This window comes from Amycolatopsis roodepoortensis (assembly GCF_024628825.1).
Lineage (GTDB): Bacteria > Actinomycetota > Actinomycetes > Mycobacteriales > Pseudonocardiaceae > Amycolatopsis > Amycolatopsis roodepoortensis.
In genome coordinates, this window is the sequence record NZ_CP102415.1 from 1,378,749 (window position 1) to 1,400,546 (window position 21,798).

General features: G+C 69.6%; 23 protein-coding genes. 12 read left to right on the plus strand and 11 right to left on the minus strand.

Features of this window, described 5'->3' with window-relative positions; all coding sequences use genetic code 11:
- Positions 1–47 precede the first annotated feature (47 nt).
- Positions 48–1,889 (plus strand): glycoside hydrolase family 5 protein, encoded by a 1,842-nt coding sequence (locus NQK81_RS06505; protein WP_257487489.1) that lies wholly within the window; start codon positions 48–50, stop codon positions 1,887–1,889.
- Between the two features lie 7 nt (positions 1,890–1,896).
- Here NQK81_RS06505 and NQK81_RS06510 read toward each other — a convergent pair whose 3' ends face one another.
- Positions 1,897–2,319 carry a VOC family protein gene (locus NQK81_RS06510; RefSeq protein ID WP_257487490.1) on the minus strand — a complete coding sequence of 141 codons (423 nt, stop codon included), beginning with the start codon at positions 2,317–2,319 and terminating at the stop codon, positions 1,897–1,899.
- A 5-nt stretch (positions 2,320–2,324) separates the two neighbouring features.
- Positions 2,325–2,882, minus strand: a complete 558-nt coding sequence (locus tag NQK81_RS06515) for a PadR family transcriptional regulator (protein ID WP_257487491.1) — start codon at positions 2,880–2,882, stop codon at positions 2,325–2,327.
- 124 nt (positions 2,883–3,006) lie between these two features.
- On the opposite strand from NQK81_RS06515, the gene NQK81_RS06520 reads away from it, so the two are divergent.
- On the plus strand, positions 3,007–3,390 hold the full coding sequence (locus NQK81_RS06520) for a nuclear transport factor 2 family protein (protein ID WP_257487492.1): 384 nt from the start codon (positions 3,007–3,009) through the stop codon (positions 3,388–3,390).
- A 274-nt stretch (positions 3,391–3,664) separates the two neighbouring features.
- Here NQK81_RS06520 and NQK81_RS06525 read toward each other — a convergent pair whose 3' ends face one another.
- The gene (locus NQK81_RS06525) at positions 3,665–4,321 is read right to left on the minus strand and encodes a DNA alkylation repair protein (RefSeq protein WP_257487493.1); all 657 of its coding nucleotides are present in this window, start codon (positions 4,319–4,321) and stop codon (positions 3,665–3,667) included.
- A 248-nt stretch (positions 4,322–4,569) separates the two neighbouring features.
- Between NQK81_RS06525 and NQK81_RS06530 the strand changes: the two genes are divergently transcribed.
- Positions 4,570–4,917, plus strand: a complete 348-nt coding sequence (locus tag NQK81_RS06530) for an STAS domain-containing protein (protein ID WP_257487494.1) — start codon at positions 4,570–4,572, stop codon at positions 4,915–4,917.
- A 22-nt stretch (positions 4,918–4,939) separates the two neighbouring features.
- Positions 4,940–6,178 carry a PucR family transcriptional regulator gene (locus NQK81_RS06535; protein ID WP_257487495.1) on the plus strand — a complete coding sequence of 413 codons (1,239 nt, stop codon included), beginning with the start codon at positions 4,940–4,942 and terminating at the stop codon, positions 6,176–6,178.
- Positions 6,179–6,182: 4 nt separating this feature from the next.
- Here NQK81_RS06535 and NQK81_RS06540 read toward each other — a convergent pair whose 3' ends face one another.
- Complete coding sequence (locus tag NQK81_RS06540) at positions 6,183–6,581, minus strand: STAS domain-containing protein (RefSeq protein WP_257487496.1); 399 nt, start codon at positions 6,579–6,581, stop codon at positions 6,183–6,185.
- 92 nt (positions 6,582–6,673) lie between these two features.
- Here NQK81_RS06540 and NQK81_RS06545 point away from each other — a divergent pair, with 92 nt between their 5' ends.
- Positions 6,674–7,612 carry a universal stress protein gene (locus NQK81_RS06545; protein WP_257487497.1) on the plus strand — a complete coding sequence of 313 codons (939 nt, stop codon included), beginning with the start codon at positions 6,674–6,676 and terminating at the stop codon, positions 7,610–7,612.
- Positions 7,613–7,622: 10 nt separating this feature from the next.
- Here the strand turns inward: NQK81_RS06545 and NQK81_RS06550 are convergent, their stop codons facing one another.
- A complete protein-coding gene (locus tag NQK81_RS06550; RefSeq protein ID WP_126730881.1) occupies positions 7,623–7,982 on the minus strand; it encodes a hypothetical protein in 360 nt (119 codons plus the stop codon).
- A gap of 70 nt (positions 7,983–8,052) precedes the next feature.
- On the opposite strand from NQK81_RS06550, the gene NQK81_RS06555 reads away from it, so the two are divergent.
- A complete protein-coding gene (locus tag NQK81_RS06555; RefSeq protein ID WP_257487498.1) occupies positions 8,053–9,156 on the plus strand; it encodes a carboxylate-amine ligase in 1,104 nt (367 codons plus the stop codon).
- Positions 9,157–9,256: 100 nt separating this feature from the next.
- On the opposite strand, the gene NQK81_RS06560 is transcribed toward NQK81_RS06555, so the two are convergent.
- The 4 genes from NQK81_RS06560 to NQK81_RS06575 form a co-directional block, all read right to left on the minus strand.
- Positions 9,257–9,703 carry a DUF6098 family protein gene (locus NQK81_RS06560; protein ID WP_257487499.1) on the minus strand — a complete coding sequence of 149 codons (447 nt, stop codon included), beginning with the start codon at positions 9,701–9,703 and terminating at the stop codon, positions 9,257–9,259.
- Between the two features lie 151 nt (positions 9,704–9,854).
- Positions 9,855–10,778 carry an alpha/beta hydrolase gene (locus NQK81_RS06565; RefSeq protein ID WP_257487500.1) on the minus strand — a complete coding sequence of 308 codons (924 nt, stop codon included), beginning with the start codon at positions 10,776–10,778 and terminating at the stop codon, positions 9,855–9,857.
- Positions 10,765–12,789: a CocE/NonD family hydrolase gene (locus tag NQK81_RS06570; RefSeq protein ID WP_257487501.1), complete on the minus strand. Its 2,025-nt coding sequence runs from the start codon at positions 12,787–12,789 to the stop codon at positions 10,765–10,767. The genes NQK81_RS06565 and NQK81_RS06570 overlap by 14 nt, the downstream gene beginning before the upstream one ends.
- A 3-nt stretch (positions 12,790–12,792) precedes the next feature.
- Positions 12,793–14,091 carry an ATP-grasp domain-containing protein gene (locus NQK81_RS06575; protein WP_257487502.1) on the minus strand — a complete coding sequence of 433 codons (1,299 nt, stop codon included), beginning with the start codon at positions 14,089–14,091 and terminating at the stop codon, positions 12,793–12,795.
- Between the two features lie 74 nt (positions 14,092–14,165).
- On the opposite strand from NQK81_RS06575, the gene NQK81_RS06580 reads away from it, so the two are divergent.
- Genes NQK81_RS06580 through NQK81_RS06590 form a run of 3 tightly spaced genes read left to right on the plus strand, consistent with a single transcriptional unit; the run spans position 14,166 to position 17,806 of the window.
- The gene (locus NQK81_RS06580; RefSeq protein WP_257487503.1) at positions 14,166–15,680 is read left to right on the plus strand and encodes an FAD-dependent oxidoreductase; all 1,515 of its coding nucleotides are present in this window, start codon (positions 14,166–14,168) and stop codon (positions 15,678–15,680) included.
- Positions 15,680–16,777, plus strand: a complete 1,098-nt coding sequence (locus tag NQK81_RS06585; protein ID WP_257487504.1) for a carboxylate-amine ligase — start codon at positions 15,680–15,682, stop codon at positions 16,775–16,777. The genes NQK81_RS06580 and NQK81_RS06585 overlap by 1 nt, the downstream gene beginning before the upstream one ends.
- An 18-nt stretch (positions 16,778–16,795) precedes the next feature.
- A complete protein-coding gene (locus tag NQK81_RS06590; protein WP_257487505.1) occupies positions 16,796–17,806 on the plus strand; it encodes an iron-containing redox enzyme family protein in 1,011 nt (336 codons plus the stop codon).
- Here NQK81_RS06590 and NQK81_RS06595 read toward each other — a convergent pair.
- Both NQK81_RS06595 and NQK81_RS06600 read right to left on the minus strand, forming a co-directional pair.
- Entirely contained in the window at positions 17,774–17,989 is a 216-nt protein-coding gene (locus tag NQK81_RS06595) for a CDGSH iron-sulfur domain-containing protein (protein ID WP_034322975.1), read from the minus strand. The two genes, NQK81_RS06590 and NQK81_RS06595, sit on opposite strands and share 33 nt — an antisense overlap.
- Positions 17,973–18,665, minus strand: a complete 693-nt coding sequence (locus NQK81_RS06600) for a methyltransferase (RefSeq protein WP_126730861.1) — start codon at positions 18,663–18,665, stop codon at positions 17,973–17,975. The genes NQK81_RS06595 and NQK81_RS06600 overlap by 17 nt, the downstream gene beginning before the upstream one ends.
- Before the next feature lie 322 nt (positions 18,666–18,987).
- Here NQK81_RS06600 and NQK81_RS06605 point away from each other — a divergent pair, with 322 nt between their 5' ends.
- The 3 genes from NQK81_RS06605 to NQK81_RS06615 are packed head-to-tail and all read left to right on the plus strand — an operon-like array spanning position 18,988 to position 21,660.
- Positions 18,988–19,419, plus strand: coding sequence for a DUF4383 domain-containing protein (locus tag NQK81_RS06605; protein WP_257487506.1), 432 nt, complete (start codon positions 18,988–18,990; stop codon positions 19,417–19,419).
- A gap of 28 nt (positions 19,420–19,447) precedes the next feature.
- Complete coding sequence (locus NQK81_RS06610; RefSeq protein ID WP_257487507.1) at positions 19,448–20,413, plus strand: glycosyltransferase; 966 nt, start codon at positions 19,448–19,450, stop codon at positions 20,411–20,413.
- A 29-nt stretch (positions 20,414–20,442) separates the two neighbouring features.
- Entirely contained in the window at positions 20,443–21,660 is a 1,218-nt protein-coding gene (locus tag NQK81_RS06615) for a glycosyltransferase (protein ID WP_257487508.1), read from the plus strand.
- Positions 21,661–21,798 lie beyond the last annotated feature (138 nt).

Genomic DNA, 21,798 nt, shown 5'->3' on the forward strand with positions numbered 1-21,798 from the left:
CGATCGTCCGTATACAACCGGCCGCGTGACTGGCTAGCCTCCGCCGGGTGAGGATCAAGAGTGTGCTGCTCGCCGCCCTGGTGACCGCCGGCATCGTGGTTCCCCCGCCCGCCGTCGCCACGGCGGACCCGGCGGCCTGGGCGGCGCCGCTGAGCACGCGCGGCCGCTACATCGTCGACGCGGCGGGCGACCGGTTCAAGCTGAAGGCCGCCAACTGGCACGGCGCGAGCGGCACATGGACCGGCTCGGGCGACGTGAACGATCCGGCCACGCACCACGCCGGCGAGATCGCCTACCAGACCCCGCTCGGGCTGGACCGGGCTTCGATCGACACGATCATCGACGGGCTGGCGGAGCTGGGCCTGAACAGCGTCCGGCTTCCCTTCTCCAACGCGATGATCCACGACACCAGGCCGGTCCCCGATCTCCCGGCGAACCCGGAGCTGCGCGGCCTCACCCCGTTGCAGGTCTACGACCGCGTCGTCGCGCGGCTGACCGCACGCGGGTTCGCGGTGATCCTCAACAACCACACCACGACCTCCCGCTGGTGCTGTGGTCTCGACGGCAACGAGCGCTGGAACACCGCGCAGACCGAGCAGCAGTGGCAGGACGACTGGCTGTTCATGGCGCGCCGTTACGCCGCGAACAAACGAGTGGCCGGTGCCGATCTCTACAACGAGGTGCGCCGCGACGTCTTCGACGATCCCAACTGGGGCTGGGGAAACGGCACGGACTGGCAACGCGCGAGCCAGCGGGTCGCCGACCGTATCCTGACCGAGGCCAATCCCGATCTGCTGCTCATCGTCGAGGGCATCAACTGGACCGGCCTGCCCGTGGACGGCCTTCCCCACGGCAGGCCCACACTGGAGCCCGCCCGCACGTTGTCGCATACGCTCGTGGACTCCGGGAAACTGGTCTACGCCGCACATTTCTACGGGTACACGGGGCCGAACCATTCCGGGGCGACCGGCACCGGCGAGACCCACGATCCGCGCTACCGCGACCTTTCGCCGCAAGAACTGCGTGATGTCCTTTACCGGCAGGCGTTCTTCGTCTCGGCGGAGACCGGCAAGCATTACACCGCGCCGCTCTGGATCAGCGAGTTCGGCGAAGGGCGTCACACCACCGACGCGGCCAGCCGAGCCTGGTTCGAAAATTTCGTCGGCTATCTCGCGGAGACCGACACCGACTTCGCCTACTGGCCCGCTGTCGGGTTCCACGAGGGCGACACGGGCAACGGCTGGTCCTTGCTGTCGTGGGACACCGAGGGCCGACGCGCCGACGTGCTCGACGGCACGGACTGGCGTGGCCCAGCGTGGCGACGGCTGGTGAGCGCTCCTTCCCGCTCCGGACGAATCCCCGAGGCCGAACGCTGGTCCATGCTGAACCTCGACTACGCGGATTTCCAGGCCTCGCGCAAGGTTCGCGCGATGACGGACTGGAATCCGGGCGCGCGCAAGGGTGTCTGCCCCGACGGCCAGCGGCTCGCCGGTCTTTCGCATACCGGGAACCGGGGATTGTGCACCGGCAGGCTCGCCGTCCCGGCGGGCTACGCCGTGGTCCGCGATGAGACCCATGTGGACACCGACTGGGCATCCGGCTACACCAAGGTGCAATGCCCGCCCGAGCACGCCGCGGTCGGCTACAGCGTCACCGGCGCGGCGTTCTCCGCGCTTCTGTGCGGCAAGTCGGCCACTCCGCTCGGCAAGACCGGCCGGACGGTCTGGTTCGACCGCGGCGACAACCGGCCATCCGGAAGTCCCGGCGGTGATTTCGCGTCGGGCCGCTACAAGGGCCAATGCGCGCCGGGCGAATACGTCGCCGGTGTCGCGTACACCGGGCGCGTCGGCTCGAATCGCACTCCTGACGCGCTGCTGTGCCGCGCCTGAGCGCGTTTCAGGCCACGAAGATGCAGAACGGATGCCCCGCCGGGTCCGCGTAGACGCGCAAGGGTTCCACCGGGTCTTCGCTGCGGTCGTACCGGAGCCGCCCGCCGAGTTCGAGGACGCGGGCGTGCTGCGCGTCGAGGTCCTCGACCGAGTCCACGGTCAGGTCCAGATGCAGTTGCTGGGGCACCGGTCCGGGGTCCGGCCAGCTGGCTTCGTCCAGCCGGTCGACCTGCTGGAAGGCGAGTTGCGCCCCGCCGTCCGGGTTGCGCAGGACCAGCCAGTCCTTGTCCTCGGTGCCGGGCGGAGGCGCTTCGTCGCCCGGGCGGTAGTCCCACACCAGCAGCCGCCGGTAGAACTCCGCCAGCCCACGGACGTCCGTGCCGTCCAAGACCACCTGACGGAACTTCGGACCCGTTTTCCGGTCACCCAAGCCGATCACCCTCCATCACGCCGGTCGAGCACCGCGAGTACCCGTTCACACCAGCGAATATTCTCCTGTTCGAACGCGATCCCGCGCGCGAGGGTCAGATACGGCCCGACGCGGGGCGCCGTGGCGAGGAAATCCGCCTCGGCGGACTCGCCGAGCAGACGCTCACGAAGGCGCTCGAACCGCTTGAGCTTCGTCTCGGCGACGGCCATCCTCTCCGCGACCGCGCGCCGGACCGCCTTGTCGTCGCCTGCCTCCAGTGCCTGGACCTGGACCAGCAGCTCGTCGCGGATCGCGGTCGGCTTCGGCGCCCGCGTGGTGAATTCGGCGAGCTCGGCCGCACCCGCGTCGGTCAAGGAGAAGAGCCGCTTGTTGGGGCGCCGCCGCTGTTCGACGACTCGCGCCGCCACGAGCCCTTGGGACTCCATCTTGTCCAGCTCGCGGTAGAGCTGCTGCGGTGTCGCGGTCCAGAAGTTGGCGACCGACGCGTTGAAACTCTTCGCCAGGTCGTAGCCCGAGGACTCGCCGTCCAGGAGCGTCGCGAGGATCGCGTTCCGCAGCGCCATGGCGCGATGATAGTGCCGAGCGGATTAGTCGCAAAGTTGATTAGGCACTTTGGTGGACAGTGGCGTGGTGATCACCTACCCTCGGCGACATCTACTCAACAAGTTGACTATGAGGAGATCGCCCATGCCCACGTTCCGTGAAGCGGTCGAAGCGAAGGACGCCGCCGCGATCGAGGCGCTGCTCGCCGACGACGTGGTGTTCACCAGCCCGGTCGCGTTCAAGCCCTACCAGGGGAAGGCGATCACCGCGGCGATCCTGCGCGGCGTGCTGCGCGTGTTCGAGGACTTCCGCTACGTCCGCGAGATCCAGGACGGCGCGCACCACGTGTACGAGTTCGAAGCGACCGTCGACGGGCTGGAGATCAACGGCTGCGACATCCTGACCTTCGACGGCGAGGGCAAGATCACCGACTTCAAGGTGATGGTCCGGCCGTTGCGGGCGGCCGAGGCGCTCGCGGCGCGGATGGGCGCCCAGTTCGAGGCCATCAAGGCGGACGCGCTCGGCTGAAGCGACCCCGATCGTCCACAAGGGACACCCGATTTGGGCAGCTGGCGCAAGTGGGCGAACCGAGTCATCGACCGGTACGGGAGAGGTGGCGTGTCGCGAAAGCCACTTTCGCAACGTTGAAGGTTGGGAAAGTGGCTTTCACAACGTCAACGGGCCTGCGCAGGCGACTTGGACGCGTGTCTCGAAAGCCACTTTCGAGACGTGCGATGTCCCGAAAGTGGCTTTCGCGACACGAACGCCGACGGAGCCACGAGCGGACCACCCACCCAGCGAATCACGACTGCCGTCGCACCATCTCGGCGATCCAGACGGGCGCGAACGGCGAAGTGCAGTTCGGCGGGGTCGGATAGTCCTTGAGCACTTCGAGGCGCTCCCCGATGCCGATCGCCCGCGCGCGGTGCTCCGGGTGGTCGATCCCGATCTGCGCCAGGCAGTGGTTCATCGCCCACTGCAGGCGATCCGGCGCGGTCTTCATCTCCGCTTCGATGACGTCGAGCAGCCGGGCGAGGTCGAGCCCCTCGGGCTTCTTCGCCACGCGTTCGGTGGTCAGGGCCCAGCCGGCGCTCGCGACCACAGGATCCGGATCGGCGGACCAGGCCAGTCGCAGCTCCTCGGCGTGCGGGTTCTTCTTGACCACGTAGTTCACGAGCCAGTCGTGCACCTTCGGGGTCCGCGCCTCGCGCACCATGCGGTCCAGCTCGTCGCGGTCGAACGCCTTCGGGCGGCAGATCAGCAGTGCGAGCAGCTTCGCCGCCGTGTCGTCCGTTTCCCACAGCTCGCGCGCGAGCTCCTGCTGGGTTTTCAGCCGCTTCGCGAGCGCACGGAGCTTGCCGAGGTTCACCCCGTGGTCGTCACCGTGTTTCTCGTTCACCTGCCGTGCGCGCGGGTCTTCGAGCGCGGCCAGTTCGGCCATCACCTCGGCTGTCGTCATTTCGGCCTCCCGTGGCGCCAGCCTACGAGGCGGAGGGGCTGACGACCTGCCGGACACCGCTCAACCGGCGTGCCGGGCCACGAGGCTGCTACGGTTGACCCGTCGCGGTTCAGACACCAGCCGCCGGGTCCCTCTTCCGGGTCCGGCATGCCCACCGGGCAGCAGCCGGCCCCCCAAACCGGCAAGGAGTCAACTTGACCGATTACCGCGCTCCCACTTCTTACCCGGCACGCTCGACGCGAAAATTCGTGTCCTCGCTCGACATCTCGATCACCGCTTCCGCCGAAGACACGGTGGTCACCGTATGCGGTGAAATCGATCTCGGCGTCTCGGACGACCTGCGCCGTGCGCTGGACGAGGAGCTCAGCTTCCAGCCGTCGGCGCTGATCGCGGATCTGTCCGCGGTCAGCTTCTGTGATTCGTCCGGTTTCACCGTCCTCGTCCAGACCCGGGCGAAGGCCGAAGAAGCGGGCGTCCCGTTCATCATGGTCACCCAGGAGCGGGCCCTGCTGCGGCCGATGTCGCTGCTCGGCCTCGACGCCGTCTTCACGGTGCACCCGACCCTCGATTCGGCACGGGACGCGCTCGCTCGCTGACCAGGTGTCATGATGGGCGGTTGTGACGGGTGACAAGGGTTCGGGCCTCCGCATCGGCGGACGTCCGCTGGCGGAGCGGCTGACCGAAGGCCTGCCGTCGCTCACCAGGACGGTGCTGGCCGAGATCGTCTCCCGGATCCCGGAGTACGGGCTGTTACCCGCCGAGGAACTCAGCGGCGACATCACCCGGGTGATCGAGCAGAATCTGCGCTCGTTCATCGACACTCTGCGCACCGGGTCCACGCCGACGCGGGAGGAGCTCGGCCTCCTCCGCGAGTCGGCGGCCCGGCGCGCGGAGGAGGGCATCCCGATCGACATCGTGCTCACCGCGTACCACATCGGCGTCCAGGTGGTCTGGGCGTCACTGACGCCGGACGCCCGCCCCGACGAGGTCGCCGACGTTCTGGCCGTCAACGCCCTGACCTTGCGCTACCTCGAAGTGGTCACCCCCGCGGTCGGCGCCGGGTACCTCGACGAGCGGCAGACGATGTTCGACGACGAGCGGTCGGCGCGGCATACCGTGCTTTCCGCGCTGCTCGACGGCGACCCCGCGGAGGTCGCTGCGGGACAGGCCGGACTGCGCCTGCCGCCGTGCTACGTCGTCCTCGCGGCGTCGGTCGGGGCACATCCGGACGAGGTGATCGACGGGGTCGACCCGCTGGTCGCCGGGCGCCGGAAGCTCCGGCGGCTGCGGGTCGAACTGGAGCGCCAGATCCGGGGCACCGTCCTGACCTCACTCACCCCGGAAGGCGGAATCGCCTTACTGCCGCACGAAACCACGGCCGGCGAACTATCCACACGGGACTGGGAGCGGCTGGAACGCGTCCTCGCCGACGTCGCCCGTACCGCGGGCGCGGAGGTCGTCGCCGGGGCCGCCGTGGCGGAACCGGCCGGTGTGCCGGAGGCGGCGAAGCTCGCGCAGGACGTGCTCACCGTCGCGATCGGATCCGGACGGCCGCCTGGGCTCTACCGGCTCGACGACGTCCTGCTCGAATACCAGCTCTCCCGCCCCGGGCCGGCACTCGACCGGCTGGCTTCCAGGCTGGCGCCGCTGGACGGCAACGAGGAACTCCTGCAGACACTGGAGACCTTCCTCCGCCGGGGAGGTCGCCGTCAGACCGCCGCGGCTTTGCACGTCCACCCCAACACGGTCGATTACCGGCTGCGCCGGATCGCCGACCTCACCGGACTGGATCCCACCCGGCTCGAACACGTCGCGCTGGTGAGCGCGGCGCTCGCCGCTCGGGCGACCCGGTTGTGACTCGTCACAGGGTGTGGAGATTGCCGCCCTCGTAGAGACCGAGCATCCGGCGTGCGGACCGGCATTCACCGGGGAAGACGAAGAGGCAGGTGTGCGTGTCGTCGGCCAGCAGCTGCGCACGTTCGAGGACCCGGATACCCGTCGCGCCGAAGAACTCGAGTTCGGAGAGGTTGAGGATGAGCGTGGTGCCGCTGCCGTGAAGCCGCTGGGAGAGCATGTCCCACAGGCGCGGCGCGGTCCCGAGATCGACCTCGCCGTTCGCCTTGACGACGGCGGTCCCCTTGGTCGGCCTGCTCACGTGCAGCCGGAGACGTCCCCGTGGGTCCTCGAGCGCTCGCAGCTCGGAGGCCACTGAGAAGGCGCGCTTCTCGTCAAGCGCGCGGGGCGTCGACAGGGAAGTCATACGTGGAAGTACCCAGGTACGCGGTCCGGCGAAACGGATCGCTTGAAGACAGCCTGGAGCGGGTATCACCACCGCGTCGGAGGTGATGTTCCATGTCCGCTGCACAAAGCGGTACCGGGCCGGTCGTGACCGGTTTCGACGGGTCGCCCGAAGCGCGTCGCGCCGTCCGCTGGGCGGTCGCCGAGGCGAAGACCCGCGACCTCGGCCTGGTCCTGGCGTACTGCACCCGTGACCGGCTTCCGCCGCCCGGCTCGGACCCGGTCGCGGCACCGTTGAACGAAGCGGTCCCCCAGGCCGCCGACGACGCGGCGGAGGTGGAACCCGCCCGCCGGCAACTCGCCTCGATGGCCGAAGCCCTCAAGCGCTCCGACCCGGGCCTCGACGTGCGCACGGTCGTCCGCGGCGGCACGCCGGAGGAGGTCCTGACCTCGGTCGCGGACGAGGTGGACGCGGCGATGATCGTGCTGGGTGAATCCCACACCGGGTTGTTCACCAGGGCGGTCCTCGGTTCGACCGAATCGGGCGTGACCAAGACCGCCGGACGGCCCGTCGTGGTCGTGCGCGGCGAAGAGCCTCCGCCGGGCGGACCAGTGATCCTCGGTACCGACGGCTCCGAGCAGAGCGCCCAGGCGGCGGGGTTCGCGTTCGATTTCGCGGCCCGGCACGGGCTCACCGTGCACGCGGTGCATGTCGCGCGGATGCCGATCTGGGGGCCGGCGAGCGAGCCACTGCTCGGCGGTCCGGTACTGGATCCGGCACCCGGCCTCCCCCAGGAGGTCGCCGACGAACTCGTCGCCCGGCAGCTCGAACCCTGGCGGGAGCGCTATCCGGACGTCGCCGTGGAGATGGTGCACGGGGTGGGCCCGGCCGCGCAGGCGTTGACCGTGCAGTCCAGTGAAGCCGCGCTGCTGGTGCTGGGCCGGAGCGATCACGGTGATCTGCGACGCCTGCTGCTGGGTTCGGTCAGTGACGACGCGCTACACCACGCGCACTGCCCGGTGGCGGTGGTCCGCGCTCAACCGGTCAGCTGAGCACGGAGCCTCACGAAGAGGCGAGCTCTCCGAGTGTCCGCTGGGAAACGCGCAGTTCGGCGGCCATCAAAAGGCCGCCGGTACGAGCCTGCGCGAGCGCGTAACCGACCTCGGAGACCTTGGCCCATGCCTCGGCCGGCGTCTCCCCCGCGCCCACCTCGCCGGCCAGCAGGCTCGCTTCGAGTTGCTTCTGCAGGCCCGGCAGGACATTGGCGAGGTCGTCGGTGAGCCGCTGCAACGCCCCGATGGTGCGGCAGAGGTCGGCGGGCGAGGCGGGCTCGTCGTCCCGCAGCCTGGTGTACAGGTGGCGAACGACCGACCCGGCCTGTGCGGCCAGCAGGTACGGCGGCTCCTCCGGCTTCGGTGTCATGCCGTGAAATACCCCGTCCACGACCTGCGAAAACAAGTTTGTGCCGAGAGGGCCGGGGGTATCAGCGGTTGTGAACAAGGACGTACTCACCTTCGGGGTCGAGGAAGAGTTCTTCGTGGTGGACCGGGCCGGTCACCTCGCCCCGGCGGGCGACGCCGTCGTGGACGCCGCGGACGACGACGAGGAGCAGGGCGAACTCCAGCAGGAGCTCACCCTCTCCCAGGCCGAATCGGCCACCGGTATCTGCACGACCCATGACGAGGCCGAGCGGCAGCTGACGACGATGCGGGCGGAACTGGCCCAGGCCGCCGCCCGGCGGGGCTGCCGTCTGCTGCCCAGCGGGAGCGCACCGCTCGCCGAGACGGCCTTGCCCGCCATCACCCCGAATCCGCGCTACGAGCGGATGTCCGAACATTTCGGGGCGACCGCACGGACGTCGCACACCTGCGGCTGTCACGTCCACATCGCCGTCCCCGACCGGGAAACCGGGATCCGGGTGATCAACCACGTCCGGCCCTTCCTGCCCGCGCTGCTGACGGTGACCGCCAATTCCGCGATCTGCGACGGATACGACACCGGGTACGCCAGCTGGCGCTACCAGCAGTGGAACCGCTGGCCGTCGGCCGGTTCACCGCCGCTGTTCACCTCGCTGGACCACTACGAAAGCATCGTCGACGCCTGGCTCCGGGCGGGCGCCATCCTCGATCGCGCGATGGTCTACTGGGACGTGCGGCTTTCCGAGAAGCAGCCGACGGTGGAGTTCCGGCTCGGCGACGTCGCGGCCACCGCCGGCGAAGCGGTTCTGCTCGGGGTGCTGATCCGGGGGCTGGTCGGCACGATCCTCGCGACGGAGGAGGCTCCCTCCCCGCTGTCCAACGAGGTCCTGCGGGCGCAGATCTGGCGTGCGTCACGGGAAGGGATTTCCGGTCGCTGCCCGCATTTCCGGACCGGCGACCTCGCCCCGGCGAGCGACGTGCTCGACGATGTCGTCACCTTCGCGGCCGGTGCCCTCGAAGAGACGGGCGACCTCGATCTCGTCCGCGACGGCTGCGACCGGCTCACCGCCGAAGGCAGCGGGGCGGACCGGCAACGGGCCCGGTTCGAGAAACGGCGACGCGCGGAAGACGTCGTGGACCTCCTGGCGGTCCGGCCGGCGCCGTGCTCGAAGGCGTAACTCGCGTGATTGGAGCCGTAACTCACGTGATTGAAGGCGTAACTCGCGAGTTACGCCTTCAAGCACGCGAGTTACGCCTTTGAGCACGCGAGTTACGGCGTCAGGTCCGGCCCAGTTCGGGCGGGCGGCGTAAGGGACCCCAGTCCGCGTCGGAGCGGGCCCTGTCACGCAACAGATCGCGGGCTTCGCCGAGGACCTCCGTGGAGATCCTTCCGACGGGTTCGGGGTCGGTCAGGAGTGGCTCGTTGTCCGGACCCGAGCCCACGATTCGGCCCGCCAGTACCCAGGGCTTGGTCTCGCGACGGCGTTCGTGCCGGAGGTGGCAGTAGTCGTACAGCCGCCTGGCCAGCCAGAGTTCGAGCGGCTGATCCCGCCACCAGGGTTCGGGATCGAGCGGATTCACCGAAAGGCCGGGCAGTTCCGCGCCGGTGAGTTCGTCCAGGCTCGTACCGGGACGGTGCTCGGGAGTCGGCGCCCACCGCACGTACAGGCCCTTCCGGCGCCGGACCAGCGCGGCGAGCTCCCCCAGTGATTCCAGCTGTTGCATCGAGCGCTCCTGTGCGACGGATGGACACGGTGACCGGCGCGCCGGCGTCCCTGCCCCGCCGGGGTTGCCCACGCCGGTCCACCTCACGGCCGGCGGACGTACAACCTCGCTGCGCCGGCCGTTGACCTCCGGTTACCCGCTCTTCACGCGGCTACACCATTTTCACGAGCGCCCGGTCCACGAGATGCGCGATCTCCTCCAGCGCCAGCTTGGCTTCCGGGATCGACGCCAGCATCCACGCGTGGATCATGCCCTCGTACTCGTGGTAGCTCAGGGGCACTCCCTGCTCGGTGCACAGTGTGTGGAGCCGCCGGGCGTCGGAGAGGAGGACGTCCTTGGTTCCGATGTAGACCGTCAGCGCCCCGAGTCCGGAAAGGTCGCCTGACAACGGCGTGAGCCGCGGGTCGGTACGCGGCAGCTCTCCGCTGTAGAGCCTCGCCGCCTCGTTCAGACCGGTGAGCGCGAGGTACGGGTCGCGCTCGTCCAGCGCGGGTTGCGCCGGATGGCTCATCGTCAGGTCCAGCCACGGCGACAACAGGACGGTCTCCTTGGGCACCGGCCTTCCTTCGTCCCGCAACGCCTTGGTGAGCGCCAGCGCGATCCCGGCGCCGGCGGAATCCCCCATCACGATCTGTTCCTCCGGATCGGTACCCGCGGAGAAATCGTCGTAGGCACGGCGGACGAACGCGGTGGTCTCCGGGCACTGGTGGTCCGGCGCGAGCGGATAGATCGGCACGGTGACCGAGCAGCCGGTGCGGTCGATCAGCCGACCGAAGAACCGCCAGTGGTCGTGCTGGATCTGGTGCACGTACGCACCGCCGTGGAAATACAGCACCTTCTTGCCGTCCCCACCGCCGCGCGGGCGGATCGTGTAGCACGGCCGTCCGTCCACTTCGGACCGGCTGGCGTCGAACCGGCGCTTGATCGAGCGGATCGGCCCCCGATCTCCCTTCGCCTGACTGCTTTCGATGCTCCGGCGGAACCGGTCGAGGTCGGCGTAGGTGCGCTTCCGGTTGGTAAGGCGCAGCCACGCGAGCAGCGCCGTCGCCGGAAGGCTCGTCTTAGACCAGATCACGGGGTACCGTCCGATGCCAGTTGCGGGAGAACGTCCTTCGCTCCCCTTCGTATGCGTCGAGCTGTGCGTCGATCACGAACTCGGTGGGAGTGCAGGAAACGCGGGTGCGGGTCTCGGACCTCGCTTCCCAGTCACCGCGGGCGAACGTCATCGACCAGGACGTCTCCGCCACCGGGGAACAGAAGTCGTCGGCCACCCACGAGTAGCGCTCGAAGACGTTCCTGGTGACGTCCAGATCGATGTCGTCGAACCGGACCTTGCCCTCGTTCTTGACGATGTCGAGCGCGGACCGGTAGTCGATCAGGTCACGCGAGACGGTCCAGCGCTGCTCACCGGGCTCGATCTGGGTCGCGGGCAACGGTTCCGTCCCTTCGGGTTCCTCGAACGGCCGCGCCGGGACCTCGTCGGCTTCCGCCATCGGCCGCACCGGAAGCGTGACCGAACTCCGTCCCGTGTGGACGGTCACCATCGCCGGTTCCGGCGGCGGCCACGCCAGCGGCCAGTACGACGACGAGAGCGACAGCCGGATGCGGTGCCCGGCGGGGAACGCCTGCGCGACGGCGTTGAGTTCGACGCGCACCCGGTACCGCTTGCCCGGTTCGAGCGGCTCCGGTTCGTCGTGCCCGTCCCGGTGGGTCAGGTTCAGCAGCCCGTAGGTCACCCGGGTGGCTCTGCCGTCGGGCGCGACGTCGGAAAGCCGGACGGCGACCTGCGCCACCGGCTTGTTCGCGGAGACCTCCAGATCCACCACCGGCGAACCGAGGATCTCGCACGGCTCGGTGAGTTCGTCGGTGTCGAAGACGAGCGAGCCGCCGTCCTCTTCCCGCTGGTCGTAGGGCAGATCCGGCGGAGCGCTGTAGGAAGCCCACTTCCCGGCGAACTGGCCGACCGAGAGCGGCGACTCCACCGATAGGTCCTCCTCCGGGACGTCTTCACCCGGCCGGGCGATCCGGTGCCGCGCGAGCCGGTGCTCGGACGGGCGCACGTGCGGCGAAGGCCAGGACGGTTCGCCCACCCAGCGGCCTGGACGGTCCTCGTACGAGGTCGACGGTGGCACGCTGTCCTGCATCCAGGTCTGGAGCATCGGCCCGTCCATGACGCCGTTCTCGACGTCCTTCAGCCAGTGGTCCCACCAGCGGACGAGCTCCTGCAGATAGCCGATGGCGGGACCGGGCCGCCCGAGATGCGGGTACTTGTGGGACCACGGGCCGATCAGCCCGCGCCGCGGCACGTCGAGATTCGCCAGCAGCCGCGAGACCGCGTTCGAGTAGCCGTCCGCCCAGCCGCTGGAGGCGAGGACCGGCACCTGGACGTCGCTGTAGTTCTCGCAGACCGACGCGTGCCGCCAGTAGTCGTCCCGGCGCTGGTGGCTCAGCCATTCGCCGGCCCAGAGACCGCAGTTCTCCAGCCGTTCGTGCCACAGCTCGCGCCACCGCTCACCCGCCAGCGCGGGGTCGGGCGGCAACGTGGCGTAGGCGAACATCGTGGAGGCTTCGGCGACGTTGTCCGAGAGGAGGCAGCCACCCATGTAGTGCATGTCGTCGGCGTAGCGGTCGTCGGTGAACGACGAGATCGCGATCGCGGTCAGGCTCGGCGGTTTCCTCGCCGCCACCTGCAACGCGGCGAACCCGCCCCACGAGATCCCCATCATGCCGGTCCGGCCGGAACACCACGGCTGCGCGGCGATCCACTCCAGGACGTCCTCGGCGTCGAGCTGCTCCCGTTCGAGGTACTCGTCGGCGAGGACGCCCTCCGACTCCCCCGAACCACGGATGTCGACGCGGACACAGGCGTAGCCGTGCCCGGCGAGGTACGGGTGGTGCACGGAGTCCCGCACCGAGGTCAGGTCGCGGTGGCGGTACGGGATGTACTCCAGGATCGCGGGGACCGGCTCACCGTCCGAAGCGACCGGCCGCCAGATCCGCGCCGACAGCCGGACACCGTCGGACACCGGGATCCAGACATGGTCCTCCTCGGTGATCTCGTACGGCAGCGAGGCCACCGTCCGCATGGGCTATCCCTCCTCGAAGTCGAACCGCAGCGCCTCGACGCACCGGCGGTATTTGCTCTCCATCTCCCGTTCGGTCTGCGCCGCGACGAAGATGTGCGCGAGCTCGTAGCTGTAGCTGTCCTGTTCGGGCAGGTCGGAGAGCCGGATCCCCTTTTCGGCCACCGGCTCGATCTTCACCCCGGGGATCTCCGCCTCCAGGTCCGCGATCTCGCCGCGGGTGGGCACCCGGGTGACCAGCCCGTCGCGGAAGCGGCGGTAGTACCACTTGCCCGCGATCCGGTAGTCGCCGCGGTTCCGCCGCGTCCGGGGATCCTGGCCGAGGCCCAGCTGGACCATGATCTGGTGGTTCGCCACCCCGTCGACGTATTCGAACAGCTCCGCGTGGGACTGCGAATGCCGCGGATTGATCTCCAGCAGGCAGGCCTGCCCGGATTCGGGGTGACAGAAGAACTCGATGCTGAACGTGGCGTTGTCGAAGCCGATCTGCTCCATGACGCGGACGGAGATCTCCTTCATCCGCTCGACGGCGTCTTCGGGCAGCTGCGACGGGTACTGGTGCCGCTGGAACGACGCGGTGTCGGGGTAGTTGATCGAATCGAGCACACCGTAGACCGTGACCTGTCCTTTGTAGACGTAGCCTTCGGTCGCGGCCTGCACGCCGTTCAGCTCGCCTTCCGCGAGGCACGCGGCTCCCCCGGCGGCGGCCACCTCGGCCGGGAGGTCGACCGTGGCGAGGACGCGCTCGAAGGGCTTGCCGACCCGGTCGACGCCCGCGCGGATCTCGGCGACGGCCTTGTCGAACTCGTCCTCGTCGGCGACGTGGAAGGCCAGCTCCGACGAGAACGACTTCACCGGCTTGAGCCACATGGGGTAGTCGACGCCCTCAGGCGGACGGGGGTCGTCCTCGTCCAGGTCGACGATGCCGAACGCCGGCACCTCGTCGATCACCTTCGACTGTTCGAGCCTGCTCCAGTACTTGTGCTCGCATTTCAGCACGGCTTCCAGCGAAACACCGGGAAGGCCGTACTTCTCGCACAACATGGCCACCATCGTCGAAGACGGGAAGTCCCAGTAGCTGACGATGGCGTCGATCGAGCCGTCGAAGGCGTCCAGCTGCGCCTCGGCCTTCTCCACGAGTTCCACGATCGGGATCTCGCCGTGCTGAAGTTCCTCGGGCGACAGCAAGGCGTGGAAGCGATACCGGTCGGCGCCGGGGATTCGTCTCAGCACCTCGTCGTTGCTGTCGTCGAGACCGATGACGAAGATGTTCTTTTCCTCTGGGGACGTGGAGGATGTGGTCATAGGCAAGTGCTACCCGCTCCGAAGTTCCGGAAAACCCTGGTTTGCCCCTGTCGCCGCCCGGGAATCCGGCCGTCATGACGGAGTTGCCCGGAACGCGTTCACTGTGGCTCGACACCGCCCCCGCTCCCGACCGCACCGGGTCACCGCTGCCGGCCGAGGTGGACGTCGCCGTGCTCGGCGGCGGTATCGCCGGGCTCACGACGGCGTACCGGCTGGCGAGGGCGGGCCGTTCGGTCCTGGTGCTGGAGGCGGGCCGCCTCGCGGCGGGGGTCTCCGGCCACACCACGGCGAAGATCAGCACCCAGCACGGGCTCAAGTACGCCACGCTGGCCAAGACCAAGGGTTCCGAAGCCGCCGCGACGTACGCGTACACGCAGGCGGCCGCGCTGGACTGGATCGCCGCGGCCACGGCCGAACTCGGCATCGACTGCGGTTTCACCCGCGCCGACAGTTTCGTCTACACCACCCACCCCGGGACGATCGAAAGCCTCGAACGTGAGGCGGAAGCGGCCGCCGAGGCCGGGCTCCCGGCCTCCTACGTCACCGAGATCGACCTCGACGTGCCCGCTCTCGGCGCGGTGAAGTTCGCCTCACAGGCGCACTTCCACCCGCGCCGCTGGCTGCTCGCGCTGGCGGACGAGATCGAACGCGCGGGCGGGACGATCGTCGAAGGTGTGCGGGCGGAAGGCGTCGACGAACTCGGCGGCGTCAAGGTGCGCACCAGCTCCGGCGAGGTACGGGCGGGTGAGGTCGTGGTGGCGACCCACTACCCCGTTTTCGACCGCGGCCTGTTCTTCGCCCGGCTCGACCCGGTGCGCGACCTGGTCGTCGCCGGCCCGGTCCAAGGCAACCGCCCGCCGGAGGGGATGTACCTCGACGCCGACACCCACCACTCCGTGCGGAGCTACCTCAAGGACGGCGTCCCCTACGCGGTCGTGGGCGGCGAGCATTACCGTGTCGGCGACTCCGTCGACGTCGAGAGCCGCTACGAACGACTGGCGAGCTGGGCGGGCGAGCACGCGGCCGTGCACCGGGTCACCCACCGGTGGTCCGCGCATGACCTGTCCACTTTGGACTCGGTTCCGTACGTCGGGCGTTATCACCCGGCGAGCCGCCATCTCTGGGTCGCCACCGGCTTCGGCCAGTGGGGCATGACCGGCGGCACCGCGGCCGGGCTCCTGCTCGCGGATCTCCTCACCGGACGCGACAACCCGTCCGCGGGGCTGTACGACCCGAACCGTTTCGACCTCCGGTCCGCGATCTCGTCCGTCGAGAACAACGCCACGGTGGCGAAGTTCCTGGTCGGCGACCATCTCAGCGCGCTGCGCAAACCCGCATCCGTGGACGAGATCCTGCCCGGCGAGGCGAAGGTGACCCGTGACGGTGGCGAACTCGTCGCCGCCTACCGCGATCCGGGCGGCGAACTGCACGCCGTCGGTGCCCATTGCACCCATCTGGGTTGCCTCGTGGCGTTCAACAACGCGGAGAAGACCTGGGACTGCCCTTGCCACGGTTCGCGGTTCGGCCTGGACGGGTCGGTGATCCAGGGGCCCGCCGTCCGCGCGCTGCCGAAGAAGCGGGAGCGGTGATGACCGGGATCGGTATCGAAGAGGAGTTCCTGCTGGTCGATCCCAGGACCGGGGTGAGCTGTCCCCGGGCCGAGGCGGTGCTCGAACGGCACCGGATCTGCTGCCCGCTGCCGGACGGCGCCGCGGTCCACCGCGAACTGCGGCCGACCCAGATCGAGGCCGCCACCGGGGTCTGCGAAACCGCCGACGAGCTGTACGAACACCTGACCGCCGGGCGCCGGACGCTCGCCGAAGCCGCCGCGGGCGAGGATTGCGCCATCCTCGCCTCCGGCACTCCCCCGCGTCCCTCACCCGACCGTGACTACGGCGCCGACGACCGGTTCGGCAAGGTCGACGCGCTCTACGCGGGCGTGGTCAAGGCGTACGAAGCCTGCGGATGCCACGTGCACGTCGGCGTTCCGGACCGGGAGACCGCGGTCGCCGTCGTCAACCACCTGGGTGAATGGCTGCCCACGTTGCTGGCGCTGTCGGGCAACTCGCCCTTCGAGGGCGGTCGCGACACCGGTTACGAGAGCTGGCGGATGGTCGAGCAGAGCCGGTTCCCCGGTTCGGGCATCGCACCGTACTTCGCCGACGCCGCCGCCTACGAGGAGCAGGTCGGCCGCCTGGTCGACTGCGGTGTCCTCGTGGACGAGCACCAGACCTTCTGGCTCGCGAGGCCGTCCGCGCGGTGGCCCACGGTCGAGGTCCGCGCCGCCGACACCGCGTCCACTGTCGACGAAGCCGTCCTCCAGGGCCTGCTGACCCGCGCCCTGGTGCGCACCGCCCTCACCGACTTGGACCGCGGGGTGGAGGCCACGCCGCTGGATCCGCAGATCGCCGCCGCCGCGGTGTGGTCGGCCGCGCGTCACGGCCTTTCGGGACCGGCCGTCGACCCGGCGGCGGGAAAGCCGGTCCCCGTCGGCGACCGGGTCGCCACGATGCTGGCGCACACCAAGCAGGCGCTGGAGGAGACCGGCGACGCGGAACTCGTCCGCACCCTTCTCGGGCAGCTCGAACGGGAGGGCACCGGCGCCGAACGGCAGCGTCGGGCCGCCGCCGACGGCGAGGTCGCCGTGTTGCGGATGCTGACCGAAGAGACGGTTCCGCACGCCTAGATCGGGTACTCCCGTGACATGACGACGATCGACCGTGAGGTGGCCGCGAGGCTGCCCGAGATCCGCGGCCCGCTCTCGGCCGCCGTGGTGGACACCCTGGCGGGCGGCCGCCGCGACGACTTCGACCTCGAGGCGGCGACCGACGCCGACCCGTTCGGGGAAGACCTGCAACTGGCGCTGTACGTCTGTTACGAGCTGCACTACCAGGGCTTCGACGGCGTCGACCCCGAGTGGGAATGGGACTCCCGCCTGCTCGGTTTCCGGTCCGTCCTGGAGCACGCGTTCCTCGACGGGATCCGCGCCGCCGTACCCGGTGGGGACGACGTCGCCGGGCTGCTGGACGAGTTGCTCGTCGAACCGCTCGACGGTGGCGGGGTCTCCCACTTCCTGCGTGACGAGGGCGAATGGTGGCACGTCGAGGAGTACTTCGCGCACCGGTCGATCTACCACCTCAAGGAGGCAGATCCCCACGCGTGGGTGATCCCGCGGCTGCGGGGCAGGGCCAAGGCGGCGCTGGTCGCGGTGGAATTCGACGAGTTCGGCGGCGGGCGGGCCGACCAGGCGCATTCCCGCCTGTTCGCGGATCTGCTCACCGCGGCGGGCCTGTCGTCCGGTTACCTCGCCTACCTCGATCACGTCCCCGCGCACATGCTCGCGACGGTGAACATGATGTCGCTGTTCGGGCTGCACCGGAGCCTGCGCGGCGCGCTCGTCGGGCACTTCGCCGCCGCCGAGATCACCACCGCGCCCGCCGCCAGGCGCATGGACCAGGCGCTGGAACGCCTCGGCGGGGCCGCCGAATGCCGGTACTTCTACACCGAGCACATCGAGGCCGACGCGGTGCACGAACAGGTCCTGCGCCACGACGTCGTCGGCGATCTGCTGGAGCGGGAACCTGGCCTGGCGGCGGACATCGCGCTGGGCATCCAGGCCACCGACCTGCTGGAGGGCCGGCTGACCGAGCACCTGCTGGGTGCCTGGTCGGCCGGCGAGAGCTCACTCCTGCGGCCGTTGCACCCCTTGGCGTGAACGGCGGCGGTGACTGGTGTCGCAGAACGGGTAGCGCTTGCTGCGGCGACAGGCGCAAAGGGCGACCACGAAGCGATCCGAGGTCACCGTCTCGCCGTCTTCGGTGACGATCTCGACCGGCCCCTCCACCAGGAGGGGCCCGCCGGGTTCGATCCGGACCCTGGTCTCACGGCCGGTCGGCACGGATCACCACCAGTTCCTCGTGCCGCTGCCCGGCGACGATCAGGCCCGCCGCTTCGAGGAAGGCCGCCCGTGCCCGCATGACGGGCCCGAAGGGGATCGACCGGGTGGCGACCACCGAAGGCGTCAATCCCGCGGCTCGCAGCTGCTCCAGCGACTTGCCGGGGCCCGCGACCGCGGAGTGCACCATCATCAGGTAGCCGCCCGGCGCCACCAGGGACGACGCCCCGGCGCACACCTGGTCGAGCACGATCCGGCCGTCCGGCCCGGCGTCCCACGCCCGGGCGGCCCCGGCCGCCGGCACCGGTGACGGCACATACGGCGGGTTCGCCAGCACGACGTCGAACGGCCCGCCGCGCGCCGCTTCGGGCAGGCCGCCACGAAGCGGCCGCACCGGGAGCCGGCGCACCCGCGAATTGACCCACACCGCGGCCAGCGCCCGCCGCGAGATGTCGGCCGCCGTGACCGATCCCGCGCCGTGCGCCGCGGCCGCCAGCGCGAGGGCGCCCGTCCCCGTGCAGAGGTCCAGAACTCTTGCCCCCGCGGGCATCCCTGACTTGCTCAACTCGCTCGCCAGCATCCAGGTGTCGTGTTGCGGTCGGTACACCCCCGGCGGCCGCAGCAGCCGGGGGCGTGCCGGGGTGAGTGGAATCGCTGCTGCATTGGAGATCGCGGTCATGTCCCCTCCGGATTCGCCGAATGTTGTTCCCGGCTACCCCGGTCGTGCGGTGCCAAACGTCCACAATGGCCGGCGATCCGAGGGTTGGAGGCGCCCGGAAGGGGGTAGCCGCAGGGACAAGCGACCGAAGGAGGCCCAAATGGAGAAGAAGGCCGACCCCGGCGAGAAACGAGACGAGGAAGAACGCGAAGAGGTCCGTGGGGAGCAGGGCACCTCGTCCGGTGATCCCCACGACGACACCGACCCGCAATCCGGCTGAGCCGGTGCGCGGCGTCTCCACGGGGTATCCGACGGACTTCTGGCGAAACAGGAGGCGTTTCCGATGAATCTGCGTACGACAGGCTTCCTCCTGCGACCGGTGGTGCTGGTCATCGCACTGGTCCATCTCGTCCTGGGGGTGCTCGGCTTCTTCTTCCTCCCCGAGGCGAACCAGGCGGGCGCGAACACGCTGTGGATCTTCAGCGCGACCGGGATGCTCGACGTCATCCGCACCGTGCTCGGGGCGCTCGGCGTGATCGCGTTCTTCAAACCGTCCGCGATCCCGGCCTACTGCTGGCTGGCTTTCGTGGCGTTCGCCGGGCTGACCGCGTTCGGTGTGCTCTCGGCGGGGACCGACATGTCCGGTGACGCGGTCAACTTCAGCTGGGCCGACAACGTCCTCCACGCGCTGACCTCGCTCGCGGCCCTCGTGATCGGTATCGCGGCCACCCGGGTTTCCCGGCGGAAGCAAAGTAAGACAACGGAAAACGTTTAGTCCGTCCACAACGGGCAACCTGGCGGGTATGACGAAAACGGCCCCGCTCCGGATTTTCCTGTGGCACGTCCACGGATCCTGGACCGAATCCTTCGTGCAGGGCGGCCATTGCTATCACTTGCCGCTGCTCGCCGAAGGCGGGCCTTGGGGACGCGGTCTCAGCGGCCGTGACTGGCCCTCCGCCGAGGAGACCCCGGTCGACGAACTGAAAGACCTCGACTTCGACGTCGTCGTTCTCCAGCGGCCCGAGGAGATCCACCTGGCGGCGCGCTGGCTGCACCGCCGTCCCGGCAAGGAAATCCCCGCCGTCTACGTCGAGCACAACACGCCCCGGGAGCACGCGGCCACCACCCGGCATCCGCTGGCCGACCGGGACGACATCCCGCTGGCCCACGTGACCCACTTCAACGAACTGATGTGGGACTCCGGTCTAGCTCCCACGGTGGTCGTCCCGCACGGCATCCCCGATCCGGGTGAGCGCTACACGGGGGAACTCCCCCACGGCGCCGCCCTGATCAACGAACCGGTGAGGCGGGGGCGGATCACCGGAACTGATCTGCTGCCCGCGTTCGCGGAGATCGCGCCGGTCGACGTGTTCGGGATCGGCAGCGAAGAGCTGGAAGGCCGTCACCCCGCGGTGCGGCCAGGCGGCGACTTGCGCACCCGGGACCTGCACGCCGAGGTCTCCCGGCGCCGCGTCTACCTGCACACCGCCCGGTGGACGTCGCTGGGGCTGTCGTTGCTCGAAGCGATGCACCTCGGCATGCCGGTCGTCGCGCTGGCGACCACCGAAGCCATTCTCGCGGTCCCGCCCGACGCCGGTGCCGTCTCGACGGACATCGACGTACTCGCGCGGGCCTACCGCGAACTGATCCATGAACCCGATTTCGCCGTCTTGGCAGGGAAATCCGCCCGCGAGTTCGCCTTGAGCCATTACGGGCTCGACGCGTTCCTCGCCCGCTGGGACGCCCTGCTGACCAAGGTGACCGCTTGACCACGCCGACCGCGGCGGGAAGGAGCCCGATGAGGATCGCGATGGTTTCCGAACACGCCAGCCCGCTCGCCGCCCTCGGCGGCGTGGACGCCGGTGGCCAGAACGTCCATGTCGCCGAGCTCTCCGCCGCGCTGAGCAGGCAGGGCCACGACGTCACCGTCTACACACGCCGCGAGAACCGGCGCGTCGCCGCGACGGTCGAGACGCCGGACGGTTACCGCGTCGTCCATGTCCCGGCGGGCCCGGCGAGGAAGCTGCCGAAGGACGAACTGCTGCCGCATATGGGAGAGTTCGGGCGGGTGCTGCGCTCCCGCTGGGCCAAGGACCGGCCGGACGTCGTCCACGCGCATTTCTGGATGTCCGGCCTGGCTTCGATTCTCGCGGCGAAGGATCTCGGCATCCCGGTGACCCAGACCTTTCACGCACTGGGCGTGGTGAAACGGCGCTATCAAGGCAAAAAGGACACGAGCCCACCCGAACGGATCCGGCTCGAACGGATGATCGCCAAACAGGCCGACCGGGTGATCGCGACCTGTTCGGACGAGGTCTTCGAACTCGTGCGGATGGGCCTGCCGCGGTCACGCGCCTCGGTCGTCCCGTGCGGAGTCGATCTGGCCGAGTTCACCCCGGACGGTGAGACCGCTCCCCGCACGGCCCGGCACCGGATCGTCAGCGTCGGCAGGCTGGTGCCACGGAAGGGTTTCGACCTCGCCATCGCCGCGCTGCCCTCCCTCCCGGACACGGAACTGGTCATCGCCGGAGGCCCGGACTCGGGTCCGCTCGCCGGGGCTCCGGAAGTGCGGCGGCTCCAGGCGATCGCCGACCGGGCCGGCGTCGCCGACCGCGTACGCCTGCCGGGCCTGGTGTCCCGTAAGAACATGCCCGCCCTGCTGCGCTCCGCCGACGCGGTGGTGTGCACGCCTTGGTACGAACCGTTCGGCATCGTGCCGCTGGAGGCGATGGCGTGCGGTGTCCCGGTCGTGGCGACCGCCGTGGGCGGGCTGACCGACACCGTCGTCGACGGTGTCACGGGCCTGCTGGTCCCGCCTCGCAGCCCGAAGGACCTGGCGGCGGCGCTGCGGCGGCTCCTCGGCGACGCTTCGGCGCGCGAGTCGTTCGGGATCGCGGGGACCGACCGGGTGCGGGCACGGTACTCGTGGGATCGGGTGGCGGCGGATACTTTGCGCGCTTACGGGCGCGTTTCGAGTGGGGAGACGGAAGTGGCGACTGCCGCTTCGCCTTCCTGAGCGGCTTCCTCCGCCTGGTACGCGCTCGGTCGCGCCCCTCGGCGCGCGTGTCGCGAAAGCCACTTTCGGGACGTCTGATGTCCCGAAAGTGGCTTTCGCGACATCACCCGAGCTACCCACCCCGGCCGACGTTGCGAA